This is a genomic window from Arthrobacter sp. 10N418 (assembly GCF_056394725.1).
In genome coordinates, this window is the sequence record NZ_JBFTIK010000019.1 from 1 (window position 1) to 22,432 (window position 22,432).

Below are 22,432 nucleotides of genomic sequence, written 5' to 3' on the forward strand. Positions count from 1 at the left end.
TGGGCCTACAAGAACGCCTACGACTCCAGCGACCACCGCACCCAGACCCTCACCGGCTGGCTAGACTTCTACAACCACCGCCGCAACCACAGCGCCCTCGGAGGACGACCACCCATCAGCAGATGTAACCAACCTGCCGGCTGAGTACATCTAGCCCCCAACCCCAATGACCCTCCCTCAGGTCGCGCGGGTTTTTGGGTGACGCTCCCTCAGCTGACGCTCCCACACAGACCCTCCCTCACTTCTAGTGAGGGAGGGTCTGTGTCTTTGGGGCGAAAAGTGAGGGAGGGTCTGTGTGTTTGGGGCGAAAAGTGAGGGAGGGTCCGACTCTTGACCATTAGGCTGCCTAACTGTTAGGCTACCTAACTATGAACGCCATCGAACCGGACGCCGGCCTTGTCACTCTCGCCCAGGACTTCCGCGAGGCGCTCCGCCACAGCATCTATCTGGTGCGCCGCCTCGACGCCGACGGCGAACTCAGTGCCGCCCAGCTCAGCACGCTGAAGATGCTGCTGGACGACGGCGTGCGCGTGGGCGAAATCGCCCGGAACCTCGGGGTCAAGGTTCCGAGCGCCACCGAACAGATCATCAAACTCGAGCGCGCCGGTCTCGCGAGGCGGGAACCGGACCCGGATGATTCACGAGCCGTCCGGGTGACCGTCACCAAGGAAGGCCGTGCCGCCGTCGACTCCGCCAATGCGCGCCGCAACGCCGTCATGGCCGGTATCCTCGCCGCGCTCTCCGGGAGCGACCGGGACGCGCTGGCGGCCGCGCTGCCGGTGATCGGGAAGATCAACGCGACGCTTCAGGCCTGACAGACCCGGCCGTACACCGCAAACCCCGTCACCCCGCAGCGCTCAACCGCAGCGTTCAGCCCCAGCGCTCAACCACACACCGAACAACCAACACTTAGGAGCACCCTCCATGCACGGCCAGCCCGCCGATACACTGCCGGCAGCAGAACAAACCCTCGAAGCCGAAAAAGCCTCCTTGCTCAAGCAGCCCAAGGCGGTCTGGGCGACAGCCCTCGCGGCGGTGTTCGCGTTCATGGGGATCGGGCTGGTGGATCCGATCCTGCCCGCGATCGCCAAGAACCTGGCCGCGACGCCCAGTGAAGTGTCGCTGCTTTTCACCAGCTATTTCCTGGTGACCGCCGTCGCCATGCTGATCACCGGCTTCGTCTCGTCCCGGATCGGCGGCAAGAAGACGCTGCTGATCGGCCTCGCGATCATCGTCGTGTTCGCGTCGCTGTCGGGCACCTCCACAAGCGTGGGTGAACTCATCGGTTTCCGGGCCGGCTGGGGCCTGGGCAACGCCCTGTTCGTCGCCACGGCCCTGGCCGTCATCGTCGGCGTCGCGAGTGGCGGAGCCGGCACCGCGATCATCCTGTACGAGGCCGCACTTGGACTGGGCATTTCCCTCGGTCCGCTCCTGGGCGCCCTCCTGGGCGGCTGGCAGTGGCGCGCACCGTTCTTCGGCACCGCCGTGCTGATGGCGTCCGCATTCATCGCCCTCATTGCACTCCTTCCCAAGACCCCGCTGCCGGAGCGGAAGGTCCGGCTCCGGGACCCGCTGCTCGCCCTGGGGCACAAGGGGCTGCGGACGACGGCGGCCAGCGGCCTGTTCTACAACTACGGGTTCTTCACGATCCTGGCCTTCACGCCGTTCATCCTGGGCATGGATGCCTACGGGATCGGCGGGGTGTTCTTCGGCTGGGGCGTCGCTGTCGCGGTCTTCTCGGTGTTTGTCGCACCCGTCCTGCAGAACCGGTTCGGCGCTGTCCGGGTCCTCGGCGGCACCCTGGCCCTGCTGATGCTCGACCTCGTGGGACTGGGTCTTGCCGCCGGGCACTCGGTGCCTGCCGTTGTCGCACTCGTGGTGATCTCAGGGGCCCTGCTGGGCGTCAACAACACGATCTACACGGAACTGGCCATGGGTGTCTCCGATTCGCCGCGGCCGGTCGCGTCCGCGGGGTACAACTTCGTGCGCTGGATGGGCGGTGCCCTCGCGCCGTTCGCGGCCGCGAAGCTCGGCGAGCACTTCGGTGCGCAGGTGCCGTTCTTCGCCGCGGCCGCGGCCATGGTGATCGCGATCGCCGTGGTGTTCGGCGGCCGCCGGTACCTGGCTTCGCACGAGCCGCACGTGGTCTGAGGCTTCCAGCCCCTCCTTCCACCCGCCAGGGTGACAGCTAACCCCCATGCTTTCCTGAGCATGGGGGTTAGCTGTCGTCTCGAAACAGTGAAGGGCGAGCGGCTCAGGCCTTCGCGGAGGCCTTCGCGGAGCCCTTGGGGACGAACAGGGTCTCGGCCTGTTCGAGGGACATGCCGTTGGTCTCCGGCACCTTGAACATGACGAAGAAGAACGACGCCGCGGCGAACAACGCATACATGGCGTACGTCAGGGGCAGGGATGCCGCGGCCATGACGGGGAAGCTCAGGGTGATGGCGAAGTTGGCGATCCACTGCGCGGCGGCGGCCAGGCCCAGGGCGCGGGCACGGATCCGGGACGGGAAGATCTCGCCCAGGAGCACCCACACAAGCGGGCCCCACGAGGCGCCGAAGCTGATGACGAAGACGTTGGCGGCGACCAGCGCGGCCGGACCCCACGCGCCTGGCAGCGAGATCGCGTCCCCGGAACCGGTGGCCGAGCTGAAGGCCAGGGCCATGGTGCCGAGCGAGAGGGCCATGCCGATGGAGCCTGCCAGCATAATGGGGCGGCGGCCGATCCTGTCCACCAGGGCGATGGCCACCAGCGTCACCAGGATGTTGGTGATGGCCGTGGCCACCGAGATCGTGAGCGAGTCCTTCTCCTGGAAACCGACGGCCTTCCACAACGTGGTGGAGTAGTAGAAGATCACGTTGATGCCGACGAACTGCTGCAGCACGGACAGAATGATGCCGACCCAGACGACCGGCTGCAGGCCAAGGGCCTTGCCGCGCATCGATCCTTTCTTCCCTGCCAGCTTGTCCTCGTCGATGGCCTTCTTGATGTCGCGGAGGTGGCGGTCGGTGTCCTCGCCCGGTGCAATTGACTTGAAGACCTTGAGGGCTTCGGCGTCCTTGCCCTTGAAGACCAGGAAGCGCGGGGACTCGGGCAGGGTGAAAGCGATCCAGCCGTAGACGACGGCGGGCACGGCGCCCGCCAGGAACATCCAGCGCCAGGCCCCAAGGCCGAACCACAGGTTCTGTTCTGCGCCCCCGGCCGTGTTGGCAAACACGGCGTCCGAGAGCAGTGCGGCGAAGATGCCGGTGGTGATGGCGAGCTGCTGCAGCGAGGCCAGCCGCCCGCGGACATGACGCGGCGAAATCTCGGAGATGTAGGCCGGGGCGATCACGGAGGCCAGGCCAATACCCAGGCCGCCGATCAGCCGCCAGAAGATGAGGTCCCAGATGCCGAACGAGAAGCCCGTGCCGATGGCGCTGACCAGGAACAGCAGGGCGCCCAGCTTCATGGCGGGGATGCGGCCGTAGCGGTCTGCGACCTTGCCTGCCAGGTAGGCGCCGGCCGCGCAGCCGAGCAGGGCGACGGCCACGGCGAAGCCGGTCACGGCCTCGCTCAGCCCAAACTCCTGTTTGATGGCGTCGACCGCGCCGTTGACGACGGAGGAGTCGAAGCCGAAGAGAAAGCCTCCGACGGCCCCCGCCACGGCCAGCCAGATGACCCGCTTGGGGATCTTGGCGACGGACTGGTCTTGGGTGGTGGTCATAGGGCTCCCTCGGCAATTCGCGGTCCGCGGCCTGCGGCGCAACTACCAAGTGTTGCACCGCATACTGATCATTTCCTGCCACGGGGCCTGAAAGTGAGAGAAAACTTACACTCCGGGCGCCCCGCGGCGGCAGCGGGAAGCGAAACGGCAGCCAGTCTAAAAGACTGGCTGCCGTGGCGCGGGGGTCCCCGCAAACTGCCCAGACAACGCCCGAAGCAGCGCCCTAGTGGGCGGCGACGGCTGCTGCGTCGGCCTTCTGCGCTGCTGCCTTCGGGTCCGTGAGTTTCTTGTTCGGCAGGGCGAACGTGATCAGGAACGCGATGCCGGTCAGTACGGCGGCGGTGAGCATGACGGTGTCGATCGCCTGGGCGAAGCCCTCCGTGATGGGCCGGGTCAGGGCGGAGTTGGCCGTGTGCAGCCAGCTCGTGTCGTTGAGGGAGTCATTGGTGGCGCCGTTCTTGAAGAATCCGTAGAGCTTGGCATTGGCCGGATCAGAGGCGACGGCCGGGTCCTTCAGGACTTTGAGGTAGTCGGCGTTCTGCATCGCTTCCTTCATGCCGCTGGCGATCTTGTCTGCAGCCAGGCTGAACAGCATGGAAATGAACACGGCTGTACCCACGGCGCCGCCCATCGAGCGGAAGAACGCGGCGGAGGATGTCCCCACGCCCATGTCCTTCGCCGGCACGGAAACCTGCATGGCCAGGGTAAGCGGCTGCATGCAGAAGCCCAGGCCCAGGCCGAAGAACACCGCGATCAGGCCGGGGACCCAGAGGGGCGTGTCCACGCCCAGGGAGAGACCCATCACGACGGCGGCCGTGGTCAGGACCCCAGTGCCCAGGATGGGGAAGATCCGGTACGTGCCCGAGGACGAGATGGTGCGGCCGGCCGTGATGGAGCCGGTGAGAATGCCCACGGTGAAGGTAATCATCATCAGGCCGGCCTCGGTGGGGGTGAGGCCCTTGACCAGCTGCAGGTACATGGGGAGCATCGCGATCGCCCCGAACATGCCGATGCCGATGATGAAGTTCAGCAGCGAGGACAGGCCGAAGGTGATGTTCTGGAAGAGCCGGAGCGGGATCAGGGCGTAGTCGCCGGCGCGCTTCTCAGCCAGCAGGAAGGTTACGATGCCCAGCACGCCGAGCCCGTAGCAGAGGAAGGAATTCGCCGAGGTCCAGCCCCAGCTGCGGCCCTGTTCGGCCACGAGCAACAGCGGCACGATCGCCAGCGTGATGGCGGCGGCACCCCAGTAGTCGATCTTCTGCTTCGCATGCTTGGCCGGCAGGTGCAGGTACAGGAACACGACGGCGAGGGCCGCGAGGCCGATCGGCAGGTTGATGAAGAATACCCAGCGCCAGCCGTCGAAGCCCAGGATGTTGGCGGAACCGGCGAACGCGCCGCCGATCACCGGGCCCAGGACGGAGGAGATGCCGAAGACCGACATGAAGTAGCCCTGGAACTTCGCGCGGTCCTTCAGGGCCACGATGTCGCCGATGATGGTCAGGGCGAGGGCCAGCAGGCCGCCGGCGCCCATGCCCTGGATGCCGCGGGCAATGGCAAGTTCGGTCATTGAGTGGACTGAACCCGCGTAGAGGGAACCGGCCAGGAAGATGAGGATCGCGGCGAGGTACAGCGGGCGCCGCCCGAAGATGTCGCTGAGCTTGCCATAGAGCGGGGTGGTCACCGTGGACGTGATGAGGTAGGCCGTGGTGGCCCAGGCCTGCAGGGAAAGCCCGTCGAGGTCGTTGGCAATGGTGTAGATCGAGGTGGACACGATCGTCTGGTCCAGCGAGGACAGGAACATGCCGAGCATGAGGCCCACCATGACTGTGATGGTCTGACGGTGGGTCAGGACCTCTCCTGCCGCGCGCACGGAGGTGGTTTTGGACATGACTGCTCCAGGGGGAAGTTTTGGGATTAAGCTGATAGTTGCTTTCAGTAACTATGTTACTGGCTCATTTGTTCCCGCGGCCACATGTTTCCCCGGCAGCTTCAACGCTCGACCAGGATCCCGTCCGGGTCCCACCAGATCATTGCGCCGGGGCGGATCGTCACGCCGTCGATCTCCAGCTCCACATCGAGCTCCCCCGCGCCGTTCTTGGCGCTCTTGCGCGGGTTGCTGCCGAGCGCCTTCACGCCGCGGCGAGTTTGTCGCCGAACAACTGGAGGTTCAGGTGATCCCACAAGCCAAGGATGAATTCACGTGCCGCTCGTGTTTTCTGGTCAGGCCCCGCTCCGACTCGCCCGTGCAAAGAACCAGCCTTTTACTGCAATGAATGCGTTGGGCTAAGACGAACCCGCTCCCGATGCCCTAAGAAAAAGCGTCCTCAACGTCTTGAAGGGGGAACGATTGGAAACCCGGGGCGAACTCAGGCTCGCCATTAGGACCTGGATCGCATCGGTGCGGCCCTGTCCGGCGGCCGAAATTCAGGAGCTGGCTCTGGCGCGGTGCCCCCGGGGCCGCCGTGAAAGTCTGAAACCGCCGACTCTCTCATCGACTCGCAATGACCGCCTGTTCGCCATGGTGGCACGCCACCGCAGTGTTGGAGAGATTGGCTAGAGAAAGGTTTCGTAGCGGCGGCACAAGCGTGCGGCAATCATCGGTGGCCATCCAGCAGCGCGGATTAAAGCGACATCCTGCCGGAGGGTTGTTGGGCGAGGGCGGCTCTCCGCTAAGAATACGACGTTGCCCCAGTTTGCCCCGATCAGCCCTACTGGTGGACGGCGTGGCTGAGAGCAGAGCCTGGGTGTACGGATGAGAAGGCGTTTCGAACAGGGTCGTGGTGTCACCGATTTCTGCGATGCGGCCCAGGTACATGACGGCAACCCGGTCTGCAATGTGGCGCACGACGGAGAGGTCGTGGGCGATGAAAAGAATGGCGACGCCAAGCCGGTGCTGGATATCTCCGAGAAGATTGATGACCTGCGCTTGGACTGAAACATCAAGGGCTGAGACCGGCTCATCACAAATAAGCACATCGGGTTCGAGGGATAGGGCGCGTGCAATCCCAATGCGCTGGCGCTGACCGCCGGAGAACTGGTGTGGATACCTGCCCAACATGTCGGGCGCCAACCCCACCAGGCCAAGCAACTCCACGGCCCGATCCTTTCGATGCGATGCCGTAAAGCGGTGGGTTGCAGCCATGGGCTCCGTAATAATGTCCAGGACAGTCATCCTCGGGTCGAGGGATGTGTATGGATCCTGGAAGATCATCTGCACACCAGATCGCAACAGGCGCCGATCGGCAAGCCGGCCCGCCGTGACGTCCTTCCCGCGGTAGCTGAGAATGCCCGCATCCGGGCGGTCGAGCCCGACGAGCATCCTGGCCAGAGTGGATTTCCCGCAGCCGGACTCACCCACAATACCGAGGACCTCGCCCGCGTGAAGCTGGAGGCTGATTCCATCGACGGCGGACACCCTGCCCGGGTGTAATCGCGAACCGTTGGGGAATGTCTTGACCAGGCCGGCTGCGTCAAGCACGGTCTCGGGGCCAGTGACGGTGCCGGACACGTATGGCGCGGTACTAATTTGCGAATTCATGAAGCAGCTCCTCGGAGCGATGGCAGGCGGACCCTCGACCCGGTGCGACGTCAATAAGGTCGGGCCGGGCGGTCTGGCATTTATCTATGCGCATATGGCATCGGGGGTGGAACGGGCAGCCGATCGGAACCTGGGCCGGGTTTGGCGGGGATCCGGGAATTGTCAGTAGGTCGGCGCCGCGCATGGCGGCCTGTGGCACGGACCGAAGCAGGGCATCCGTGTAAGGATGTGCCGGCGTGTGCAGCACCGAATCGGCGTCGCCGCGTTCAACGATCCGTCCGGCATACATGACGAAGAGGCGGTCGGCTACTTCCATCACCACCCCGAGATCGTGGGTAATCAACAGAACGCCCATTCCCAGTTGTTCCCGCAATCTGTTCAACAGATCGAGGATCTGAGCCTGGACCGTAACGTCCAGTGCTGTGGTGGGTTCGTCCGCGATAAGCATTGCCGGTTCAAGTGCGATAGCCATGGCGATGAGAATGCGCTGGCGCATGCCGCCGGAAAACTGGTGCGGGTAATCGTCCACCCTGGCTTCCGGGGCAGGAATCCCAACAAGTCCCAGGAGTTCGATGGCGCGCGCGCGCCCCTGGCGGCGGGTCTCGCCCCGGTGGACCCGGAACAGCTCACCGATCTGCGCGCCGATGGTCATGACAGGGTTCAGAGACGATAGGGCGTCCTGGAGCACCATGCTCATCTGTTCCCCGCGCAGTCTGCGCCGGGCATCTTCATCCAGTGCCCGAAGATCAATTTGCCCAAGGCGCAATTCGTCCGCCTGGACCCGCATGTAATCGTCCGTGAGCCCCATGATGGCCCTGGCTGTAACGGACTTGCCCGACCCTGATTCTCCGAGGAGGGCGACAAACTCGCCATGTCCGACGTCCAGGTCGACACCATTCACGGCCCTTATATCCCGCTCTCCACCCAGAAAAGTGACTGAAAGGTTACGGACCTGCAGGGCAGGGGTTTTTGTGATCTTGGTTACGGTGTCCACGCAGCCATCCTGCCACAGGAAACACCACCGGAACATATCGCGAATGAATTATTTTTGCCGATTTTCGCCAAGACCATTGACATTTCCGCCGAATCACGGCGAACTGGTCCTGTTGAACCTTTTCCCTGAGGTCAACACCGCGCCATTTACTCTCGCAGAAGGAGACAGAGCGTGCTTGAACCCGCTAAGCGCTACACCGGATACACGGCGTACGACTACCTCGAAGCCGGCAAGGACTACCGCAATTTCGACTACGCAAAACAGATCAACCGCGTTCCCGAATACTCGGGACTGGAGTTGAGCGACTCCCAGGCAGAGCGCACCCAGCGGTTGCTCGAGCAGGAGACAGTGATCTCCCTGCACGACCACGTTCAGGTGTTTCCCGAAGACATGACCCAGTTGCGCGACCACATCCGGCAGGGGCGCGAACCCACCGGGTACGAGGGACTATCGCGTTCCGGCCTGACCGCTGTCTTTGACAACGGCATGGACGGCACATGCTGCATCAGCAGCGACGCCGGCTGGAAATACCAGGATGTCCTCTTCGACCTAGGGGTGCGCATGGCTGACCTGGCGCACCAGGATTTTGTGATCAAGGGCGAGACGGTGAAGGACATCGAGTACGCAGCGGCAACCGGACGCATCGCCCACGTTTTCGCTCTTGAAGCCGCCACCATGATCGAGAATGAAGTGGACCGCCTCGACGTACTATACGGATTTGGAGTCCGGCAGATGGGCATCGCCTATTCTGAGGCGAACACTCTCGGCAGCGGGCTGAAGGAACGCGGCGATGGTGGCCTTACATATTTTGGTGAGCGCGCCGTCGAGCGGATGAACAAATTGGGCATCGCCATCGATGTATCGCACAGTGGGGACCGCACATCGGTCGACGTAATCAGGGCTTCAAAAGTTCCGGTATTTATCACACACGCAGGTGCCCGCGCTGTGTGGCCGACGAACCGCATGAAGACGGACGAAACTATCAAGGAATGCGCGGCCCGCGGCGGTGTCATTGGCCTTGAGGCCGCACCGCATACGACCCTGTCGCCGGCACATCCGAGGCACTCCCTTGAGTCTGTGATGGACCATTTCAAGTACTGCGTGGATTTGGTCGGCATCGAGCACGTCAGCTTCGGCCCCGACACTTTGTTCGGTGACCACGTCGGCCTGCACGACGCCTTTTCGTCCAACCTCTCCCTCGGCCAGGCCCACGGCAAGGTCGAATACGAAAAGGTTCCGTACGTCGACGGCCTCGAAAATCCGGCCGAAGAGTTCCACAACATCATTGGCTGGTTGGTCAAACATGACTATTCGGACGACGAGATCCGGGCCGTAATCGGCGGCAACACTCTGCGTGTGCTGAATCAGGTGTGGGTCTGATGCAAACTCGAAAAATAGCTGCGGCCGCAGCTGCGGCCGCACTGGCGATGATCCTCAGCGCCTGTGCGCCAAGCGCCCCCCCGACGCCTGCGGGCGCCGGCGCCGTCCCCGGGAACGACACCTTAACGCTGGCTACGACCACGGACGTCGTGAACTACAACCCCCTGATCGGCAACAGCCGCAGCGACTACTGGATCACCAACCTGATGTATCCGCACCTGATGACCATCGCCAGCGACGGATCCAAGAAGCCCGAGGTAGCCACCAAATGGGGCTACGTCAACGACACAACAGGGTTTTACGAGATCCGCAGCGATCTGAAGTGGAGTGACGGACAGCCGTTAACGGCCGAGGACGTTGCCTGGACCATCAACGCTGTCAAGAAAGACAAACCCGCGGGAACGTTCTATGGCCAGCTGACAAACCTTGCGTCAGCCAAGGCCGTTTCCGCAACCCGCGTCGAGATGTCGCTCTCCAAGCCGGATTCATCGATTGTTGAAGAGATTGGGTTCTGGGGAAACGTGGTTCCTAAGCACGTCTTCGAAAAGGCTGCATCGGTGGCCAAGTTCGCGAACGACGGCAAAGACGGCGGCTGGGTCAGCGCCGGACCGTATGTGCTGACCACGGTCCAGGTGGGGCAGAGCTACTCCATGGACCGCGTCAAAGACTATCCCCTCGCCGACGGCGGCACTCCAAATTCGGCGAAGGTCGTCTTCCGCGTCTTCCCGGATATCAACACGGAGATCCTGGCCCTGCAAAGCAGCGAGGTGGACGTGATCGCAAATGCGCTGCCACCAGCCCAGGTGGCAAAACTCAAGAGCACGAGCGGCATCGCCGTGGAAGAAGCCTCCGGTCTAGGGTATGCCCACATGACTTACAACATGAAGAATCCGGCTCTCGCCAAGCTTGAGGTTCGCCAGGCGCTCGCTCATGCTGTCGACTACAACGCCATCCGCAGCGTGGTTTTGCAGGGACAGTCGGTGTCGTCCAGTTCCAGCCCGCTCATGCCGGTGCTAAAGACCTACTTTGATGACTCGATCAAGGAATACGCCTTTGACACTGACCTGGCACGTTCACTTATGCAGAAGGCAGGGTTCCAAGCCGACGCGAACGGTATGTTTTCCGGGAGCTTCCGCCTGATCTACTCACTCCAGGACAGTGTCACAAGCCAGTGGGTGGCTTTGGTGAAGGACAGCGCGGCGAAGGCCGGAATCTCGATTGAACCCCAGGGAATGGAGCGCAACACGTATCTTGCGAAGACTGCTGCCGGCGATTTCGACATCTATGCCGGGAACTTCGCAATCATGGATGACCCCGTCACCAATATGACGCTTGCGTACCTTCCCGGCGGAGCGATCAACTACACCTACGTCGACGACGCGAAGTTAAATGGCCTCATCACTCAAGGCCAGACAACGACAGATCAGGGTGCAAAGATTGATCTGATGCGCCAGGCGGCAAAGATTGTGCAGGCGAACGTTTACGACAACATCATGTACACGCAGAACCTGTATTTTGCCCACAGCGACAAGTGGACCGGATTTGTCAGTAAACCCAGCGAGCTTCTTTCAATCGTTAATCCGATTTCACTCGCCAACGCTCACAAGTCCCGGTAACTAGCCAACGCTTACAAGTCCCAGTAACAGGTAAGGAGGAGAACGTACCCATGTCGCGCCTGAAATTCATGCTTCCGCGCCTCGGCAGGGGAGTGCTCACGATCTGGTTCGCAGTGACCGTGACATTCCTCCTCCTCCGGCTGCTGCCCGGAGACCCGGCACTGGCGGTGGCGAGTCCAAACATGACGGAAAGTGCGAGGGCTGCCCTGCTCGAGCAATACGGTCTCAATCAACCGCTGATCGTGCAGTACTGGCTGTACCTCGAGCAGTTGCTCAGGGGCAATCTGGGTACATCCTTCACGCAGTCCATTCCGGTGCTGGATGTGCTCATGCAACGGCTGCCATGGACCTTGTTACTGACAGGCACCGCGCTTGTTGCGACGGTGGTCGTCGGCATCCCGCTGGGGGTGCTGGCGGCCGCCAGGCGTGGTCGCTTTTTGGACAAGATGGTCCAAATCGTCGGTGTCACGGGACAGTCGCTGTTCGTTCCGAGCATAGGGGTGTTTCTCCTGTTCACGTTTGGGCTCACGCTCAGGTGGCTTCCAATCGGCGGGGCCTACTCAACGGGATCGTATGGCATGGAATGGTACGGAAGCGTGCTGCTCCACCTCATCCTCCCCGCACTGTCGCTCATGCTGATCCAGCTCGGCTCCTATGTACTGACCCTGAGGTCCACGCTCATCGACGCATTGGGGGAGGATTACACGGTCCTGGCCCGAGCGAACGGACTGCCGTACCGGCGCATACTTTGGAGGCACGCGTTGCGGAATGCTCTCCTTCCGACCACGACTCTCATCGGCCTGCAGCTCGGGTTTTTGGTTGGGGGCGCCGTCCTGACTGAAACGGTCTTCGCGTATCCGGGTATCGGCCGCGGAATTTACGAGGCTGTTACTCAGCTGGACTTCCCCGTGCTGCAGGGAGCTTTCGTCATGCTGGCTGCGACAGTGGTTATCGCCAACATGATCACAGACATCGTCTACGGTTTCCTCGATCCAAGGGTTAGAACATCATGACCGTTGTTCCTGTAGTAACCACTCAGGTGGACGCAGAACCGGTGGCCACCGAGCGAGGGCGACCGGGACTGCAGACCTGGCACACCTTTCGCCGGGAACCTCTCGGTCTGGTCTCTTTGGCTATCTTGCTGGTCCTTGCACTGGCAGCTGTTGCTGCCCCACTCCTGGCCCCGTACCCGCCCAGCTACGGCACCGATGTGCTTAATCCGCCGGGCGGGACCTACCTCTTCGGAACGGACAGCCTTGGCAGGGACCTCTACGGCGAGGTGGTGTGGGGAGCCCAGCAGAGCATCCTTGTCGCCTTCGCCGCGTCGGCTATCGCCATCGCCATCGGCACCCTGGTCGCCGTGACCGGTGCCTACTTCCGCCGCCTCGACAGCATCATCAGCGTAGTTGTCGACCTAACGCTGTCACTGCCCGTGCTCCCGCTCATGATCCTCGTCGCTGCCCTCGTAGGACCAAGCACCACGACGATCATCCTGGTTGTGGCCGCGTTCTCTTGGCCCGAGGTCACCCGCTTGGTACGATCCCAAGCCCTGACGATCGTCCACCTTCCCTACGTAGACGCAGCGCGGCTCATGACAACATCACCAGCCTGGATCATAGCCAAACATGTAATTCCAGCGGTCACCCCCGTTGTCGTAGTCTCCGTCGTAGTCACCGCATCCAGGGCCGTGCTCTCGGCGGCGGGCCTTGCTTTCCTAGGCTTGGGAGACCCGAACACTTGGTCATGGGGCAGGATCCTCTACGAGGCCCAGCAGTCCGGGGCAATGTCCAGCGCCTGGTGGCTGACGCTGTTTCCCTCCATTGCCATTCTGTTACTGGTCCTGTCAGCGACGCTGCTCTCCATTGCCTACAGCGACGCCCGCAATCCACGCTCCCGCCACCGCTGAACAGGGAAACAAATGACAAGAGCCACCGCGGTGCGGTTTGACCAGCGCCTCGCTCCACATGTTTTCGACGCAATCCAGAACAACGTACGGGAACAGATGATTCAGGCTGGTTTGGACGCCGTCCTGACCGACTCACCGGAAGACGTTGCATACCTAACGGGGTTTTTCCACCACCCCTGCGAACGCCCTGTCGCTGTCTGGCTTGAGGCCGGCGGCGACTGCTACTTGCTGCTGCCGGAGCTGGAAGTGGCCCACGCCGAATCCCAACACGCCAGGGCCGGGATCGTGACCTATCCGGAGTACCCGGGTCTGCGAAGCCCCTTTTTCGCGCTATCGAACCATGTGCCGGGCAAGGGCCGACGCATTGGCCACGCCACGTCGATGAGCTACGCCAGACTGGTGAGCGCTCAAGCGGAATTCCCCGGCGACGAAATCCTGGCATCTGAGCTCGTCAGCCGTACGCGCTATGTCAAGCTTCCCGAGGAAATCGCCCTCCACGCCGAAGCGGCGCAGATCACAGACGTAATGCTTCAGGCGGGGGCTGATCTGGTGGCAGAGGCCGTTGTGGCAGGTGGCAAGCTGCCGTCCGAGGCTGAACTCGCAGCGTACGTCACCGGTGTCGGGGTGCAGACGATGTATTCCGAGCACGACAACGTTGTTGTGGTCTCGCCCCTGGCCGGGGGACTAGTCTACGCAGGCGCAAACTCTGCCTATCCGCACGGGTTGCCTTCCGCCTACAGGCTTCGGCCCGGAGATACTTTCATGCTCTCACTCGGATGTGCCGTCGGGGGCCGTTTCGTCGAAGGAGAGCGCACCTTCATTCTTGGCGAGCCGACAGCTGAGCAGCGGCTCTACCATGATGCGGTTCAGCTGGCGCAGCGGATTGGCGGGGAAGCCATCAGGCCCGGAACCGAGTGCCGACAGGCGAACGAAGTCTGCCTTGGGGTCATCCATGATGCCGGCTTGGGCCAGTATCTGCGCCACCGCCAGGGCCATGGAATTGGACTCGGCATGCACGAACCACCGTGGCTGGAAAGCGGTGATGCCACCATCCTGCAGGAGGGCATGATTGTCTCCAACGAACCGGGCATCTACATCCCGGGCCATGCTGGCTACAGGATCAGTGACAGCGTGTTGGTCACGGCCGACGGGGCTAAGCCCCTGACATCATTTGAACGCGGGCTGGACGCCTGCATAGTCCCGCTCTAACCACCATGAAGGAGAAGAATGTCCGAGAGTTCAGCGTTGGAAGTTTCGCCGGAATTTTCGGCTGCGACGTCACCCGCCCAGATGGTGGAGATCAACGGAAACCGGCTGGCGGTTGAAGTGCTTGGGCCCGAAGGCGCCCCCGTGATCATCACCCACCACGGCGCACCAGGGCTGGGCTCACGCGCCGAGCCGAGAGCGAGCTTCGGCCGGCTGGCTGATGAATACTGCGTCGTGGTGTTCGATGCTCGAGGATCCGGCCAAAGTGAAGGAAACGGCCCCATGAGCCACGAACAATGGGCAGCCGATATAGATGGACTGCGGGAGTGGATCGGTGTGCAGACAATCATCATGGCTGGTGGCTCGTACGGCGGCTTCATGTCCATGGAGTACGCAGTCCGGTATCCGGAACGGGTCAGTGCCCTGGTTCTCCGTGACACCTCGCCCGATAACTCGAACGCAGGGGTAGCCCGGAAAAATGCCCTGGCTTCCGACCGCGTCAGGGTCGACATGGAAAAATTCGACCGGATCGACCAGGGACGCGTCTGGGACGACGGGGACCTCCGTGACTGTTGGCGCGAGATCCTGCCCCTTTATGACTTCAACTACGACCCGTCGGCGGTCGAAAAGAAGGTGGCCGCAACCCCGTACCGTTTCCAGGCACATAATTATGCCTTCTCGCTGAATTTGCCCAAGTACGACTTGAAGGCCGACCTTCCTAAAGTGACGGCTCCCACTCTTATCACTGTAGGAAGGGTGGACTGGATAACGCCAGTGGCATGCAGTGAAATCATCGCGGAGCTCATACCCAATTCCACGCTTGCTGTTTTCGAGAAGTCGGGACACTCACCCCAGATCGAGGAGGCGGAAGCGTGGACGGCAACGGTGCGGAACTTCCTACACGAAGTTTGTCCTCCTCTGGGCCGGACCCAGACAGAGAACCATTGATGAGGAACCTTGACGCCCTCGATGATCTGGATCGGCGAATTATCGTGGCCATGCAACGCGATGGCCGGGCGAGCTGGACGGCCATCGCCGACATCGTCCAGAGTTCCGTCGCTACCGTCGCTAGGCGAGGACAGCAGCTCCTTGCCGACGGTGTCGTACGGGTCGCCGTCGTTCCTGCTCTAGGTAGCGCCGGCGAGGTGGATTCCTTCCTGATCCGGATCAACTGCAAACCGGGAACCCAGCTGGCAGTCGCGGCCACCTTGGTCAGGCACCAGGATGTACGGTTCGTAACCTTGGTGACAGGCCGCTTCGACATCATTGCGGAGCTGACGGTACGGGGCGGAGCGACGCACTATCCGCAACTGATCCAGCAGCTGCAGTCGATCGAAGGCATCAAGCGATGGCGCAGCGATCTGATCCTTCACGTCTACAAGGTCAGGCATGATTGGGGTCGGCAGCTTTTCGCAGAGACGATGGATCTTCCGGTGGAGGAAGTAGGGTCAATGGCCCTCGTGGATCCCGATTTGTGCGAGCCCGGCCATTTCGACGCCGCGGATTGGGAAATCCTCGCGGGGCTGCGTGACGACGGGCGCCTGACCTTTCAGTCTGTCGCCGACGGTTTAGGTATGAATGAGAGCAGCGTGCGGCGGCGCTTTGAAAAAATGCGGGCCAACCGCTGCCTCGACATTCTCACGTTGGTTCCGGCGCCCGCCCTCGGAATGGGCGCCGAGACACTGCTGATCGTCAAGGCGGACCCGTCCCGGCTGGAAGCGGTAGCCGAAGAGCTTTGCAAATACCCTGCCGTCCGCTATCTGGCAGCCACCCTCGATGACAACTCACTGTTCTGTGAAGTAATTACGCCCTCGACAGCGGACCTCTACAAGTTCATCACATCTACTCTTTCCACTTTAGATGGCGTGCAGGGATGGAGCGCGTCGATGGAACTATTGTTCCTCAAACGTGGCTTCGTGGAGACCCCCTGGTGGCGGGCCCAGGTCGGCTACTCTTCGGAGAACCAGTTGCGGCCGGACGCTTCACTTCCGCTTAGCCCTGGCGTGCCCTAGCTTGACGTATTATCCGTTCTCGGGTGAAACAGCCGGCGGAGAGGGTGTTTCGGTGCTTAACGGCCTTTGGGCCGTTTCGCTAAGCGAGGTGCGCACTCACCCCTTTGACGTTTTACGTCTCTCCGGGCCTTACGAGTCGCGCCCGAGAAAGCTGGCCATCGCCCATCAGATGGCGAAACAATAACGGAAAGAATCGCTCCGCGTGGCCGGCAGGTGCAATGCCCGGGGCATCCTGTCTCGTATCAGGAGACTGGGCCATGGCACTGAAGAGGAAATCCCACGATAGTCTGGCCCCACTCTGATCCATCTGCCTGATCGTCCGTTCCGGGGGAACCACATGAGCCTGTCCGATACGCCCGCCGCAGCGCCGGACCCTGCCATCAGCGGGAGGCACGGCGGAGAACGCACTGGACCAGCCGCCGTCGGGGTGGGCGTGGGTTCCGAAGCTCAGGCGCCTGCGCTCGCCGAACCGCAACGCGGCGTCCGTCCGGTCTGGACCGCGGGGGTGGTGCTGGTCAACGTCGGTATCAATGCGGCGTTCTTCGGCCCGATCCAGGTCCTCCTCGGCCAGCAGGCGGCCGCCTTCAGCGAACCGGACAAGGAGGCCATCTTCGCCCTCGTGACCGGCGCGGGCGCCGCCGTCTCGCTGGTGGCCAACCCCGTGTTCGGTGCGTTCAGTGACCGGACCACATCGCGCCGCGGCCGGAGGGTGCCGTGGGTGCTCTTCGGTGCCGTCCTTGGTGCGGCGGCCCTGATCGCGCTGGCAGGGGCGCCGAATGTAGCCGTCATGACGCTGCTCTGGTGCCTTGTGCAGGCAGGCTGCAACGGCGCGTATGCGGCCATCACCGCCGCCATACCGGACCGGGTGCCGGTGCGGCAGCGCGGCACAGTGGGGGGTCTCGCAGCCATGGGCCAGACGGCCGGGATCCTGATAGGCGCGGTGATCGCCGCCGCCGTCACAGGGAATTTCGCCGCCGGCTACCTGGTCTGCGCCGCGGCGCTGCTCGCCGGAGTCGTACTCTATTTCTTCAGGAACGACGACGTCCCGCTGCCTCCGGACGCGCGTCCGCCGTTCAGCCTGGCCGCCATGGTGAAGGGCTTCTGGATTTCCCCGGCGCTCCATCCGGACTTCGCGTGGGCCTGGCTGACCCGGCTGCTGGTGAACATCGGCAACCACATGGTGACCCTGTACCTCCTGTTCTTTCTCAAGGACGCAGTCCATATTCATGAGACCCAGGGGCTCGAGCCCGAGTTCGGGGTGCTGATCCTTACGGGCCTCTACGCGGTCATGGTGATCATCACCAGCGTGATCGGCGGCCCGCTAAGTGACCGCATGGGCAGGCGGAAACCCCTGGTCATCCTCTCCTCCGCCGTCATCGCCGCGGCCTCGCTCATTCTCGCCTTCGCCCCGACCTGGGCGGGTGCCCTGATTGGCGCCTCAGTGCTCGGCATCGGCTTCGGCTGCTACCTCGCGGTGGACTTCGCGCTCATCACGGAGGTGTTGCCCACCGCGCTGAACCGTGGCAAGGACCTGGGCGTCATCAACGTCGCCAATTCCCTGCCCCAAGTGCTCGCGCCGCTCATCGCGTTCCCGTTCGTGACCCTGTGGGGAGGCTACGTGTCGCTGTATGTGGCAGCCGCCGCCATCGGACTCCTTGGCGCCGTCTTCGTGGTCAAAATCAAGGGCGTCGACTGAGCTGCTGCGGTCCTGGGCGGACGGCTTCGGAGTCCCCTTTTGACTGGCCGGGCGCCCAACCCCGTGGCGTATAGTGGACGGGAATTGCCGCGGCAGCGCTGTGGGGGATCTCTCCCGGCTGCCGAGAAAAACGACCCCCGGAACGCTGCTGATGCCTGAATTTTACTCAGATCTTCCACCGATGGCCCCGCCGCCCACACTGCCCCGGCAACGGCTCCGTTACGCACGGATCCTCGAGGTTGCCGCCGGATTCGCCCGTAAAGGCCTGGACTCGGTGGTGCTCTCCGAGGTGGCGGCCAAGGCCGATGTCCCGCTGGGGACGCTGTACCGCTACTTTCCCTCGGCCACCCAGCTGGTGCTGGCGCTGTACCGCAAGCAGTTGGGGGAACTGCACGCGGGCAGCTCGCCGGCCGCCGGCAAAGTTCCGGCCCACGCGCTGGTCGGCGTCGTCATGGAGATCTTCCACATGCGCCTCATGCAGCCCGCCGTCGAGCAATGCCTGAACCGCGCGGTTTACGCCAAGGACACGGACACGACGCGGCTGCTGCGCGAGATCGACTCCGCTGCGGAGAAGGCAGTAACGGGCGTGAGCGGCGACGCCGCCATCTCCCGCGTCCTGCTGCTGACAGTTACCGGTCTGGTCCAGGCGGTCCGCTGCCGCCGGCTATCGCTGTTTGAAGCGGAAGAGGACCTCAAGAAGGCCTGCTCCCTGCTCCAGCGGGCGCGGCAACCCGCGTAACTGGTCTAGACCGGCGGGAGCCTTCATCGTGAAATTTCGGTGACCTGTGTCACTTAAATACCTGATGAAACGTTTTACCTGCACCCGGCTTGTGTCATCCGGAATGTAACCGGCAATCAGCGTTGCTTACCATGGCAGAACCGGAGCGGCCTGCAGCCAGCACCTCCGGGAGCTTCACCGCCGGCCCGCCACCCTTGGGTCGCCACCGACGTTCCCGCCAGACCATCTTGAGCATCTGACGTGCTTGAGCTTCCATGAGCCGTGTGCCCACGGCGAGCCCCAGGAGACAACGACGTGTCCACTGAAACGATCATTCCCGCCGACACCAATTCCCCCGCGGAGCCGGTAACCGTGCTCAGCGACGAGGAAATCTTCGCCTCCCACCAGGGCGGCAAGCTTTCGGTTTCCAGCACCGTCCCGCTCGCCAGCAAGCGCGATCTTTCCATCGCGTACACTCCGGGTGTGGCCCAGGTCAGCCGCGCGATCCACGCCAACCCGGAGCTTGCCCGCACCCTGACCTGGGCCCAGCGCCTCGTCGTCGTCGTCAGCGACGGCACAGCCGTCCTGGGCCTCGGCGACATCGGTCCCAGCGCCTCGCTGCCCGTGATGGAAGGCAAGTCCGCGCTGTTTAAGGCGTTCGGCGAGCTCGACTCCATCCCGCTCGTGCTCAACACCAAAGATGTCGACGAGATCGTCGAGACCCTGGTCCGGCTCCGCCCGAGCTTCGGCGCCGTCAACCTGGAGGACGTCTCGGCCCCGCGCTGCTTCGAGCTGGAGGAAAAGCTCATCGAGGCGCTCGACTGCCCGGTCATGCACGACGACCAGCACGGCACCGCCGTCGTGGTCCTCGCTGCCCTGACCGGTGCCGCCAAGGTGACCGGGCGTGACCTCGAAAGCCTGCGCGTGGTGATCTCCGGCGCCGGCGCGGCCGGCATCGCCGTCGCGGAAATCCTCCTCACCGCCGGCATCAGGGACGTCGTGCTGCTGGACTCCCGCGGCGTAATCAACCGCGACCGCGCGGACATCGCCGCCGACCCGGCCAGCAAGAAGGCCCAGCTGGCCCAGCGCAGCAACCCGCGCGGCGTCCGTGGCGGCCCGGGCGAGGCCCTGCTGGGGGCAGATGTGTTCATCGGGGTCTCCTCCTCCAAGCTGGAGGAGGAACACCTCAAGCTCATGAACCACAGCTCCATCGTCTTCGCCCTGTCCAACCCGGACCCGGAAGTCCTGCCGGAGGTCGCGCGCAAGTACGCGGCCGTCGTCGCCACCGGGCGCAGCGACTTCCCGAACCAGATCAACAATGTCCTGGCGTTCCCCGGCATCTTCCGCGGCGCCCTCGACGCCGGCGCCCGGCGGATCACCCCGGCCATGAAGCTGGCAGCCGCCCGCGCCATCGCCGCGCTGGCCGAGGACGAGCTGTCCGCCGACTACATCGTGCCCAGCCCGCTGGACCCGCGCGTGGCTCCGGCAGTCTCCGCAGCCGTCGCCGCGGCGGTTGAAGCGGGGTAGCCTCCTCATCGGCTGGTCCGAACGACGGCGGCGGCGCTTCCTTGGGGGAACGCCGCCGCCGCCGTTTCGGGATCGCCCTAGACTGGGGCCATGAATCCAGTCGTGACGGTGCTCTGCGGCCTGGCGATCCTGACGGGTGTGGCGGGAACCATCCTCCCCGTCCTGCCGGGCAGCATCCTGATCGGGCTGAGCCTGCTGGCGTGGGCCATCTGGGGCGGCGCCGGGATTACCGGCTGGGTGGTGTTCGGGACCGGCATGCTCTTTGTCCTTGCCGGGATGACGGCCGGGGCCGTCCTGACCGGCCGGAAGCTCAAACAACACAGCATCCCCGGCCGCTCCGTCGTCGCAGGGCTGGTCCTGGGGGTGGCGGGCATGTTCATCGTCCCTGTGGTGGGGCTGTTTGCAGGGTTTGCCGCCGGGCTTCTGCTCAGCGAGTTCCAGCGCACCCGCGTCCTGCGCGCCGCCGCGGCCTCCAGCTGGGCCGCGCTGAAGGCGACCGGACTGGGCATGATCGTCGAGTTCGGGCTGGCTTGCCTCGCTGCGAGCATCTGGGTGATCGGCCTCTGGGTGGGGGCAGCCGCCTAGGAATGCGCTCCGGTCTTAGGCGCTCACAAACTCCGCAAGTGCGCCCAGTTGCGCCCGCCGCGCCTCCGGGTTCAGGTACATCATGTGGCCGGCCTCGTGGTAGTGATGCGTGAAGCGTGCCAGCGCCTCCGGGGGCAGGTCCATGTGCGCCCAGACGTACTCCGCCGCGAAGTGCGGCGTGGCCCCGTCGTGGTAGCCGTAATCCACGTGGACGCGCAGCTCCGGGTTGTACGCGAGCAGGCGTTCCAGGTCCGCGCTGACGTCCACCGGGGCGCCTTCGAAGGTCTTGTAGCTCCAGGGCTGGACCCGCCCTGTCAGGATTTCGTAGGGCAGATCGTTCTCGTAACCGAGTTCGGCCCGGACGTAGTGGTTGATCGCGGCGGCGTACGGCCCGTTAATCGCCCTGAGCGAGGGGTCGTCCCAGTCCTCGGAGAGCTGCCGGTTGTCCGGCCGCTGGGTGAACCGGCCGTCGATCCTGCCCACGGTCAGGCCCTCCGCGCGCAGCAGTTCCGCGGCGAACTCGCCGTAGGTCCAGCGCAAGTTGGTCCGGCGGATGAACCCCTCGTCCAGGGTGGTGATGGCACTGAGGCGGGCCACGACGCCGTCGAGCTCCCCGGCAGTGAGCCGTGACCCCTGGCTCAGCGCATAGCCAAGTTCCCGCCCCGCGAACGCCTCCGCTTCCGCGACGACCTCGGCGAGTGCCCGGCCCGGATGGCGTCCGTGGTAGTGCGCAATCGCGGCGTAGGTGGGGATGTGAAGGGCATACGGGGTGTCATTGCCGGGCTGGAAGTACAGCGTGGACAGGTTCAGCACGGTGGAGATCAGGCCCAGGCCGTTGACCGACATGCCGTAGGCGTCGAACAGCCGTTTGGCCACAGCGACTGCCCGCAGCGTGCCGTAGGACTCGCCCACGAGGTACTTGGGGGCGAGCCAGCGGTTGTTGCGGGTGGTCCAGAGCCGGATGACCTCGGCCACCAGGTCCCGGTCCTCGACGAAAGCATGGAACTCCTCCGCGGGCCCGCCCTCCACGACGCGGGAGAAGCCGGTGTTGACCGGATCGATCATCACGAGGTCCGCGTGTTCCAGGATGGTCTCCGGATTGTCGACGACGCCGTAAGGCGCCGGAGTCAAGTTGCCGATGTCCCCGCTGTCCACCATCCGAGGCCCGAGCAGGCCCATGTGCAGCCACACGCTGGAGGAGCCCGGGCCGCCGTTGAACGCGAATACCACCGGACGCGGGTTCGCCGCGGCCCTGCCCGGCTTCTCGGCGGCGCCGTCTGCTGGCGCCGCGGGGTCCGCCACGTAGCTGACCACGAAGATCTCGGCCTTGGCCTTGAATCCGTCCGCCTTCCCGTCCTTCACTTCCTCCCGGCGCAGTACGAGCCGACCGGTCGTCGTCGTGTACTCAAGTCCGGACGCCAGCACGTGGCGCCGGTGGATGAAGTCGTCGCTGACCTCGGCCGCCTTCGCGTCGGGGCGGCCGGCGCCGGAAGGGGTTGAGGTGTTCGAGGAGGACGAGTCGTCATTGAGGTCAGCCATTCCCAGAGC

General features: G+C 63.8%; 19 protein-coding genes and 2 pseudogenes. 15 read left to right on the forward strand and 6 right to left on the reverse strand.

Annotated features, from left to right (window positions below; genetic code table 11):
• From AC1DCZ_RS14830 to AC1DCZ_RS14840, 3 genes are all read left to right on the forward strand, one after another.
• Positions 1-144, forward strand: a 144-nt coding sequence (locus AC1DCZ_RS14830; RefSeq protein WP_476975333.1) for an integrase core domain-containing protein, incomplete at its 5' end; no start/stop codon positions are given.
• A 224-nt stretch (positions 145-368) separates the two neighbouring features.
• Positions 369-815 (forward strand): MarR family winged helix-turn-helix transcriptional regulator, encoded by a 447-nt coding sequence (locus AC1DCZ_RS14835; protein ID WP_476975277.1) that lies wholly within the window; start codon positions 369-371, stop codon positions 813-815.
• Positions 816-924: 109 nt separating this feature from the next.
• Positions 925-2,151: an MFS transporter gene (locus AC1DCZ_RS14840; protein ID WP_476975278.1), complete on the forward strand. Its 1,227-nt coding sequence runs from the start codon at positions 925-927 to the stop codon at positions 2,149-2,151.
• A gap of 103 nt (positions 2,152-2,254) precedes the next feature.
• Here AC1DCZ_RS14840 and AC1DCZ_RS14845 read toward each other — a convergent pair whose 3' ends face one another.
• The 3 genes and pseudogenes from AC1DCZ_RS14845 to AC1DCZ_RS14855 form a co-directional block, all read right to left on the reverse strand.
• Entirely contained in the window at positions 2,255-3,706 is a 1,452-nt protein-coding gene (locus AC1DCZ_RS14845) for a sugar porter family MFS transporter (protein WP_476975279.1), read from the reverse strand.
• A 223-nt stretch (positions 3,707-3,929) separates the two neighbouring features.
• Entirely contained in the window at positions 3,930-5,594 is a 1,665-nt protein-coding gene (locus tag AC1DCZ_RS14850; protein ID WP_476975280.1) for an MDR family MFS transporter, read from the reverse strand.
• A gap of 101 nt (positions 5,595-5,695) precedes the next feature.
• A pseudogene (locus AC1DCZ_RS14855) lies at positions 5,696-5,842 on the reverse strand (RraA family protein); the annotation flags it as partial.
• 2 nt (positions 5,843-5,844) lie between these two features.
• On the opposite strand from AC1DCZ_RS14855, the pseudogene AC1DCZ_RS14860 reads away from it, so the two are divergent.
• A pseudogene (locus AC1DCZ_RS14860) lies at positions 5,845-5,989 on the forward strand (DUF4193 family protein); the annotation flags it as partial.
• Positions 5,990-6,194: 205 nt separating this feature from the next.
• Here the strand turns inward: AC1DCZ_RS14860 and AC1DCZ_RS14865 are convergent.
• Both AC1DCZ_RS14865 and AC1DCZ_RS14870 read right to left on the reverse strand, forming a co-directional pair.
• Positions 6,195-7,244 carry an ABC transporter ATP-binding protein gene (locus tag AC1DCZ_RS14865; RefSeq protein ID WP_476975281.1) on the reverse strand — a complete coding sequence of 350 codons (1,050 nt, stop codon included), beginning with the start codon at positions 7,242-7,244 and terminating at the stop codon, positions 6,195-6,197.
• A complete protein-coding gene (locus tag AC1DCZ_RS14870; RefSeq protein ID WP_476975282.1) occupies positions 7,228-8,238 on the reverse strand; it encodes an ABC transporter ATP-binding protein in 1,011 nt (336 codons plus the stop codon). The genes AC1DCZ_RS14865 and AC1DCZ_RS14870 overlap by 17 nt, the downstream gene beginning before the upstream one ends.
• Positions 8,239-8,409: 171 nt before the next feature.
• Between AC1DCZ_RS14870 and AC1DCZ_RS14875 the strand changes: the two genes are divergently transcribed.
• The 11 genes from AC1DCZ_RS14875 to AC1DCZ_RS14925 all read left to right on the forward strand — a co-directional run bounded on the left by AC1DCZ_RS14875 (position 8,410) and on the right by AC1DCZ_RS14925 (position 20,884).
• Positions 8,410-9,618: a dipeptidase gene (locus AC1DCZ_RS14875; protein ID WP_476975283.1), complete on the forward strand. Its 1,209-nt coding sequence runs from the start codon at positions 8,410-8,412 to the stop codon at positions 9,616-9,618.
• A complete protein-coding gene (locus AC1DCZ_RS14880; protein WP_476975284.1) occupies positions 9,618-11,234 on the forward strand; it encodes an ABC transporter substrate-binding protein in 1,617 nt (538 codons plus the stop codon). The genes AC1DCZ_RS14875 and AC1DCZ_RS14880 overlap by 1 nt, the downstream gene beginning before the upstream one ends.
• A 50-nt stretch (positions 11,235-11,284) precedes the next feature.
• A complete protein-coding gene (locus tag AC1DCZ_RS14885) occupies positions 11,285-12,247 on the forward strand; it encodes an ABC transporter permease (RefSeq protein ID WP_476896365.1) in 963 nt (320 codons plus the stop codon).
• Positions 12,244-13,140 (forward strand): ABC transporter permease, encoded by an 897-nt coding sequence (locus AC1DCZ_RS14890; protein WP_476896366.1) that lies wholly within the window; start codon positions 12,244-12,246, stop codon positions 13,138-13,140. Before AC1DCZ_RS14885 ends, AC1DCZ_RS14890 begins: the two co-directional genes overlap by 4 nt.
• Positions 13,141-13,152: 12 nt before the next feature.
• Entirely contained in the window at positions 13,153-14,349 is a 1,197-nt protein-coding gene (locus AC1DCZ_RS14895) for a M24 family metallopeptidase (protein WP_476975285.1), read from the forward strand.
• Between the two features lie 36 nt (positions 14,350-14,385).
• Positions 14,386-15,294 carry an alpha/beta fold hydrolase gene (locus AC1DCZ_RS14900; RefSeq protein WP_476975286.1) on the forward strand — a complete coding sequence of 303 codons (909 nt, stop codon included), beginning with the start codon at positions 14,386-14,388 and terminating at the stop codon, positions 15,292-15,294.
• On the forward strand, positions 15,294-16,358 hold the full coding sequence (locus tag AC1DCZ_RS14905; RefSeq protein ID WP_476975287.1) for an Lrp/AsnC family transcriptional regulator: 1,065 nt from the start codon (positions 15,294-15,296) through the stop codon (positions 16,356-16,358). The genes AC1DCZ_RS14900 and AC1DCZ_RS14905 overlap by 1 nt, the downstream gene beginning before the upstream one ends.
• A gap of 337 nt (positions 16,359-16,695) precedes the next feature.
• Positions 16,696-18,054 (forward strand): MFS transporter, encoded by a 1,359-nt coding sequence (locus AC1DCZ_RS14910; protein ID WP_476975288.1) that lies wholly within the window; start codon positions 16,696-16,698, stop codon positions 18,052-18,054.
• Between the two features lie 151 nt (positions 18,055-18,205).
• Positions 18,206-18,793: a TetR/AcrR family transcriptional regulator gene (locus tag AC1DCZ_RS14915; RefSeq protein ID WP_476896371.1), complete on the forward strand. Its 588-nt coding sequence runs from the start codon at positions 18,206-18,208 to the stop codon at positions 18,791-18,793.
• A gap of 294 nt (positions 18,794-19,087) precedes the next feature.
• The gene (locus tag AC1DCZ_RS14920) at positions 19,088-20,299 is read left to right on the forward strand and encodes an NAD(P)-dependent malic enzyme (RefSeq protein ID WP_476975289.1); all 1,212 of its coding nucleotides are present in this window, start codon (positions 19,088-19,090) and stop codon (positions 20,297-20,299) included.
• Between the two features lie 90 nt (positions 20,300-20,389).
• Positions 20,390-20,884, forward strand: a complete 495-nt coding sequence (locus tag AC1DCZ_RS14925; protein WP_476975290.1) for a DUF456 domain-containing protein — start codon at positions 20,390-20,392, stop codon at positions 20,882-20,884.
• A 15-nt stretch (positions 20,885-20,899) separates the two neighbouring features.
• On the opposite strand, the gene AC1DCZ_RS14930 is transcribed toward AC1DCZ_RS14925, so the two are convergent.
• Entirely contained in the window at positions 20,900-22,423 is a 1,524-nt protein-coding gene (locus tag AC1DCZ_RS14930; protein ID WP_476975291.1) for a S10 family peptidase, read from the reverse strand.
• Positions 22,424-22,432: the final 9 nt, after the last annotated feature.

What these genes read in the sequence shown, in the direction of transcription:
- AC1DCZ_RS14840 (WP_476975278.1), top strand. Translation starts at nt 925, where the DNA reads ATGCACGGCCAGCCCGCCGATACACTGCCGGCAGCAGAACAAACCCTC.
- AC1DCZ_RS14885 (WP_476896365.1), top strand. Translation starts at nt 11,285, where the DNA reads ATGTCGCGCCTGAAATTCATGCTTCCGCGCCTCGGCAGGGGAGTGCTC.
- AC1DCZ_RS14845 (WP_476975279.1), bottom strand. Translation starts at nt 3,706, where the DNA reads ATGACCACCACCCAAGACCAGTCCGTCGCCAAGATCCCCAAGCGGGTC.
- AC1DCZ_RS14930 (WP_476975291.1), bottom strand. Translation starts at nt 22,423, where the DNA reads ATGGCTGACCTCAATGACGACTCGTCCTCCTCGAACACCTCAACCCCT.
- AC1DCZ_RS14925 (WP_476975290.1), top strand. Translation starts at nt 20,390, where the DNA reads ATGAATCCAGTCGTGACGGTGCTCTGCGGCCTGGCGATCCTGACGGGT.
- AC1DCZ_RS14915 (WP_476896371.1), top strand. Translation starts at nt 18,206, where the DNA reads ATGCCTGAATTTTACTCAGATCTTCCACCGATGGCCCCGCCGCCCACA.
- AC1DCZ_RS14910 (WP_476975288.1), top strand. Translation starts at nt 16,696, where the DNA reads ATGAGCCTGTCCGATACGCCCGCCGCAGCGCCGGACCCTGCCATCAGC.
- AC1DCZ_RS14880 (WP_476975284.1), top strand. Translation starts at nt 9,618, where the DNA reads ATGCAAACTCGAAAAATAGCTGCGGCCGCAGCTGCGGCCGCACTGGCG.
- AC1DCZ_RS14865 (WP_476975281.1), bottom strand. Translation starts at nt 7,244, where the DNA reads ATGAATTCGCAAATTAGTACCGCGCCATACGTGTCCGGCACCGTCACT.
- AC1DCZ_RS14835 (WP_476975277.1), top strand. Translation starts at nt 369, where the DNA reads ATGAACGCCATCGAACCGGACGCCGGCCTTGTCACTCTCGCCCAGGAC.
- AC1DCZ_RS14905 (WP_476975287.1), top strand. Translation starts at nt 15,294, where the DNA reads ATGAGGAACCTTGACGCCCTCGATGATCTGGATCGGCGAATTATCGTG.
- AC1DCZ_RS14890 (WP_476896366.1), top strand. Translation starts at nt 12,244, where the DNA reads ATGACCGTTGTTCCTGTAGTAACCACTCAGGTGGACGCAGAACCGGTG.
- AC1DCZ_RS14895 (WP_476975285.1), top strand. Translation starts at nt 13,153, where the DNA reads ATGACAAGAGCCACCGCGGTGCGGTTTGACCAGCGCCTCGCTCCACAT.
- AC1DCZ_RS14850 (WP_476975280.1), bottom strand. Translation starts at nt 5,594, where the DNA reads ATGTCCAAAACCACCTCCGTGCGCGCGGCAGGAGAGGTCCTGACCCAC.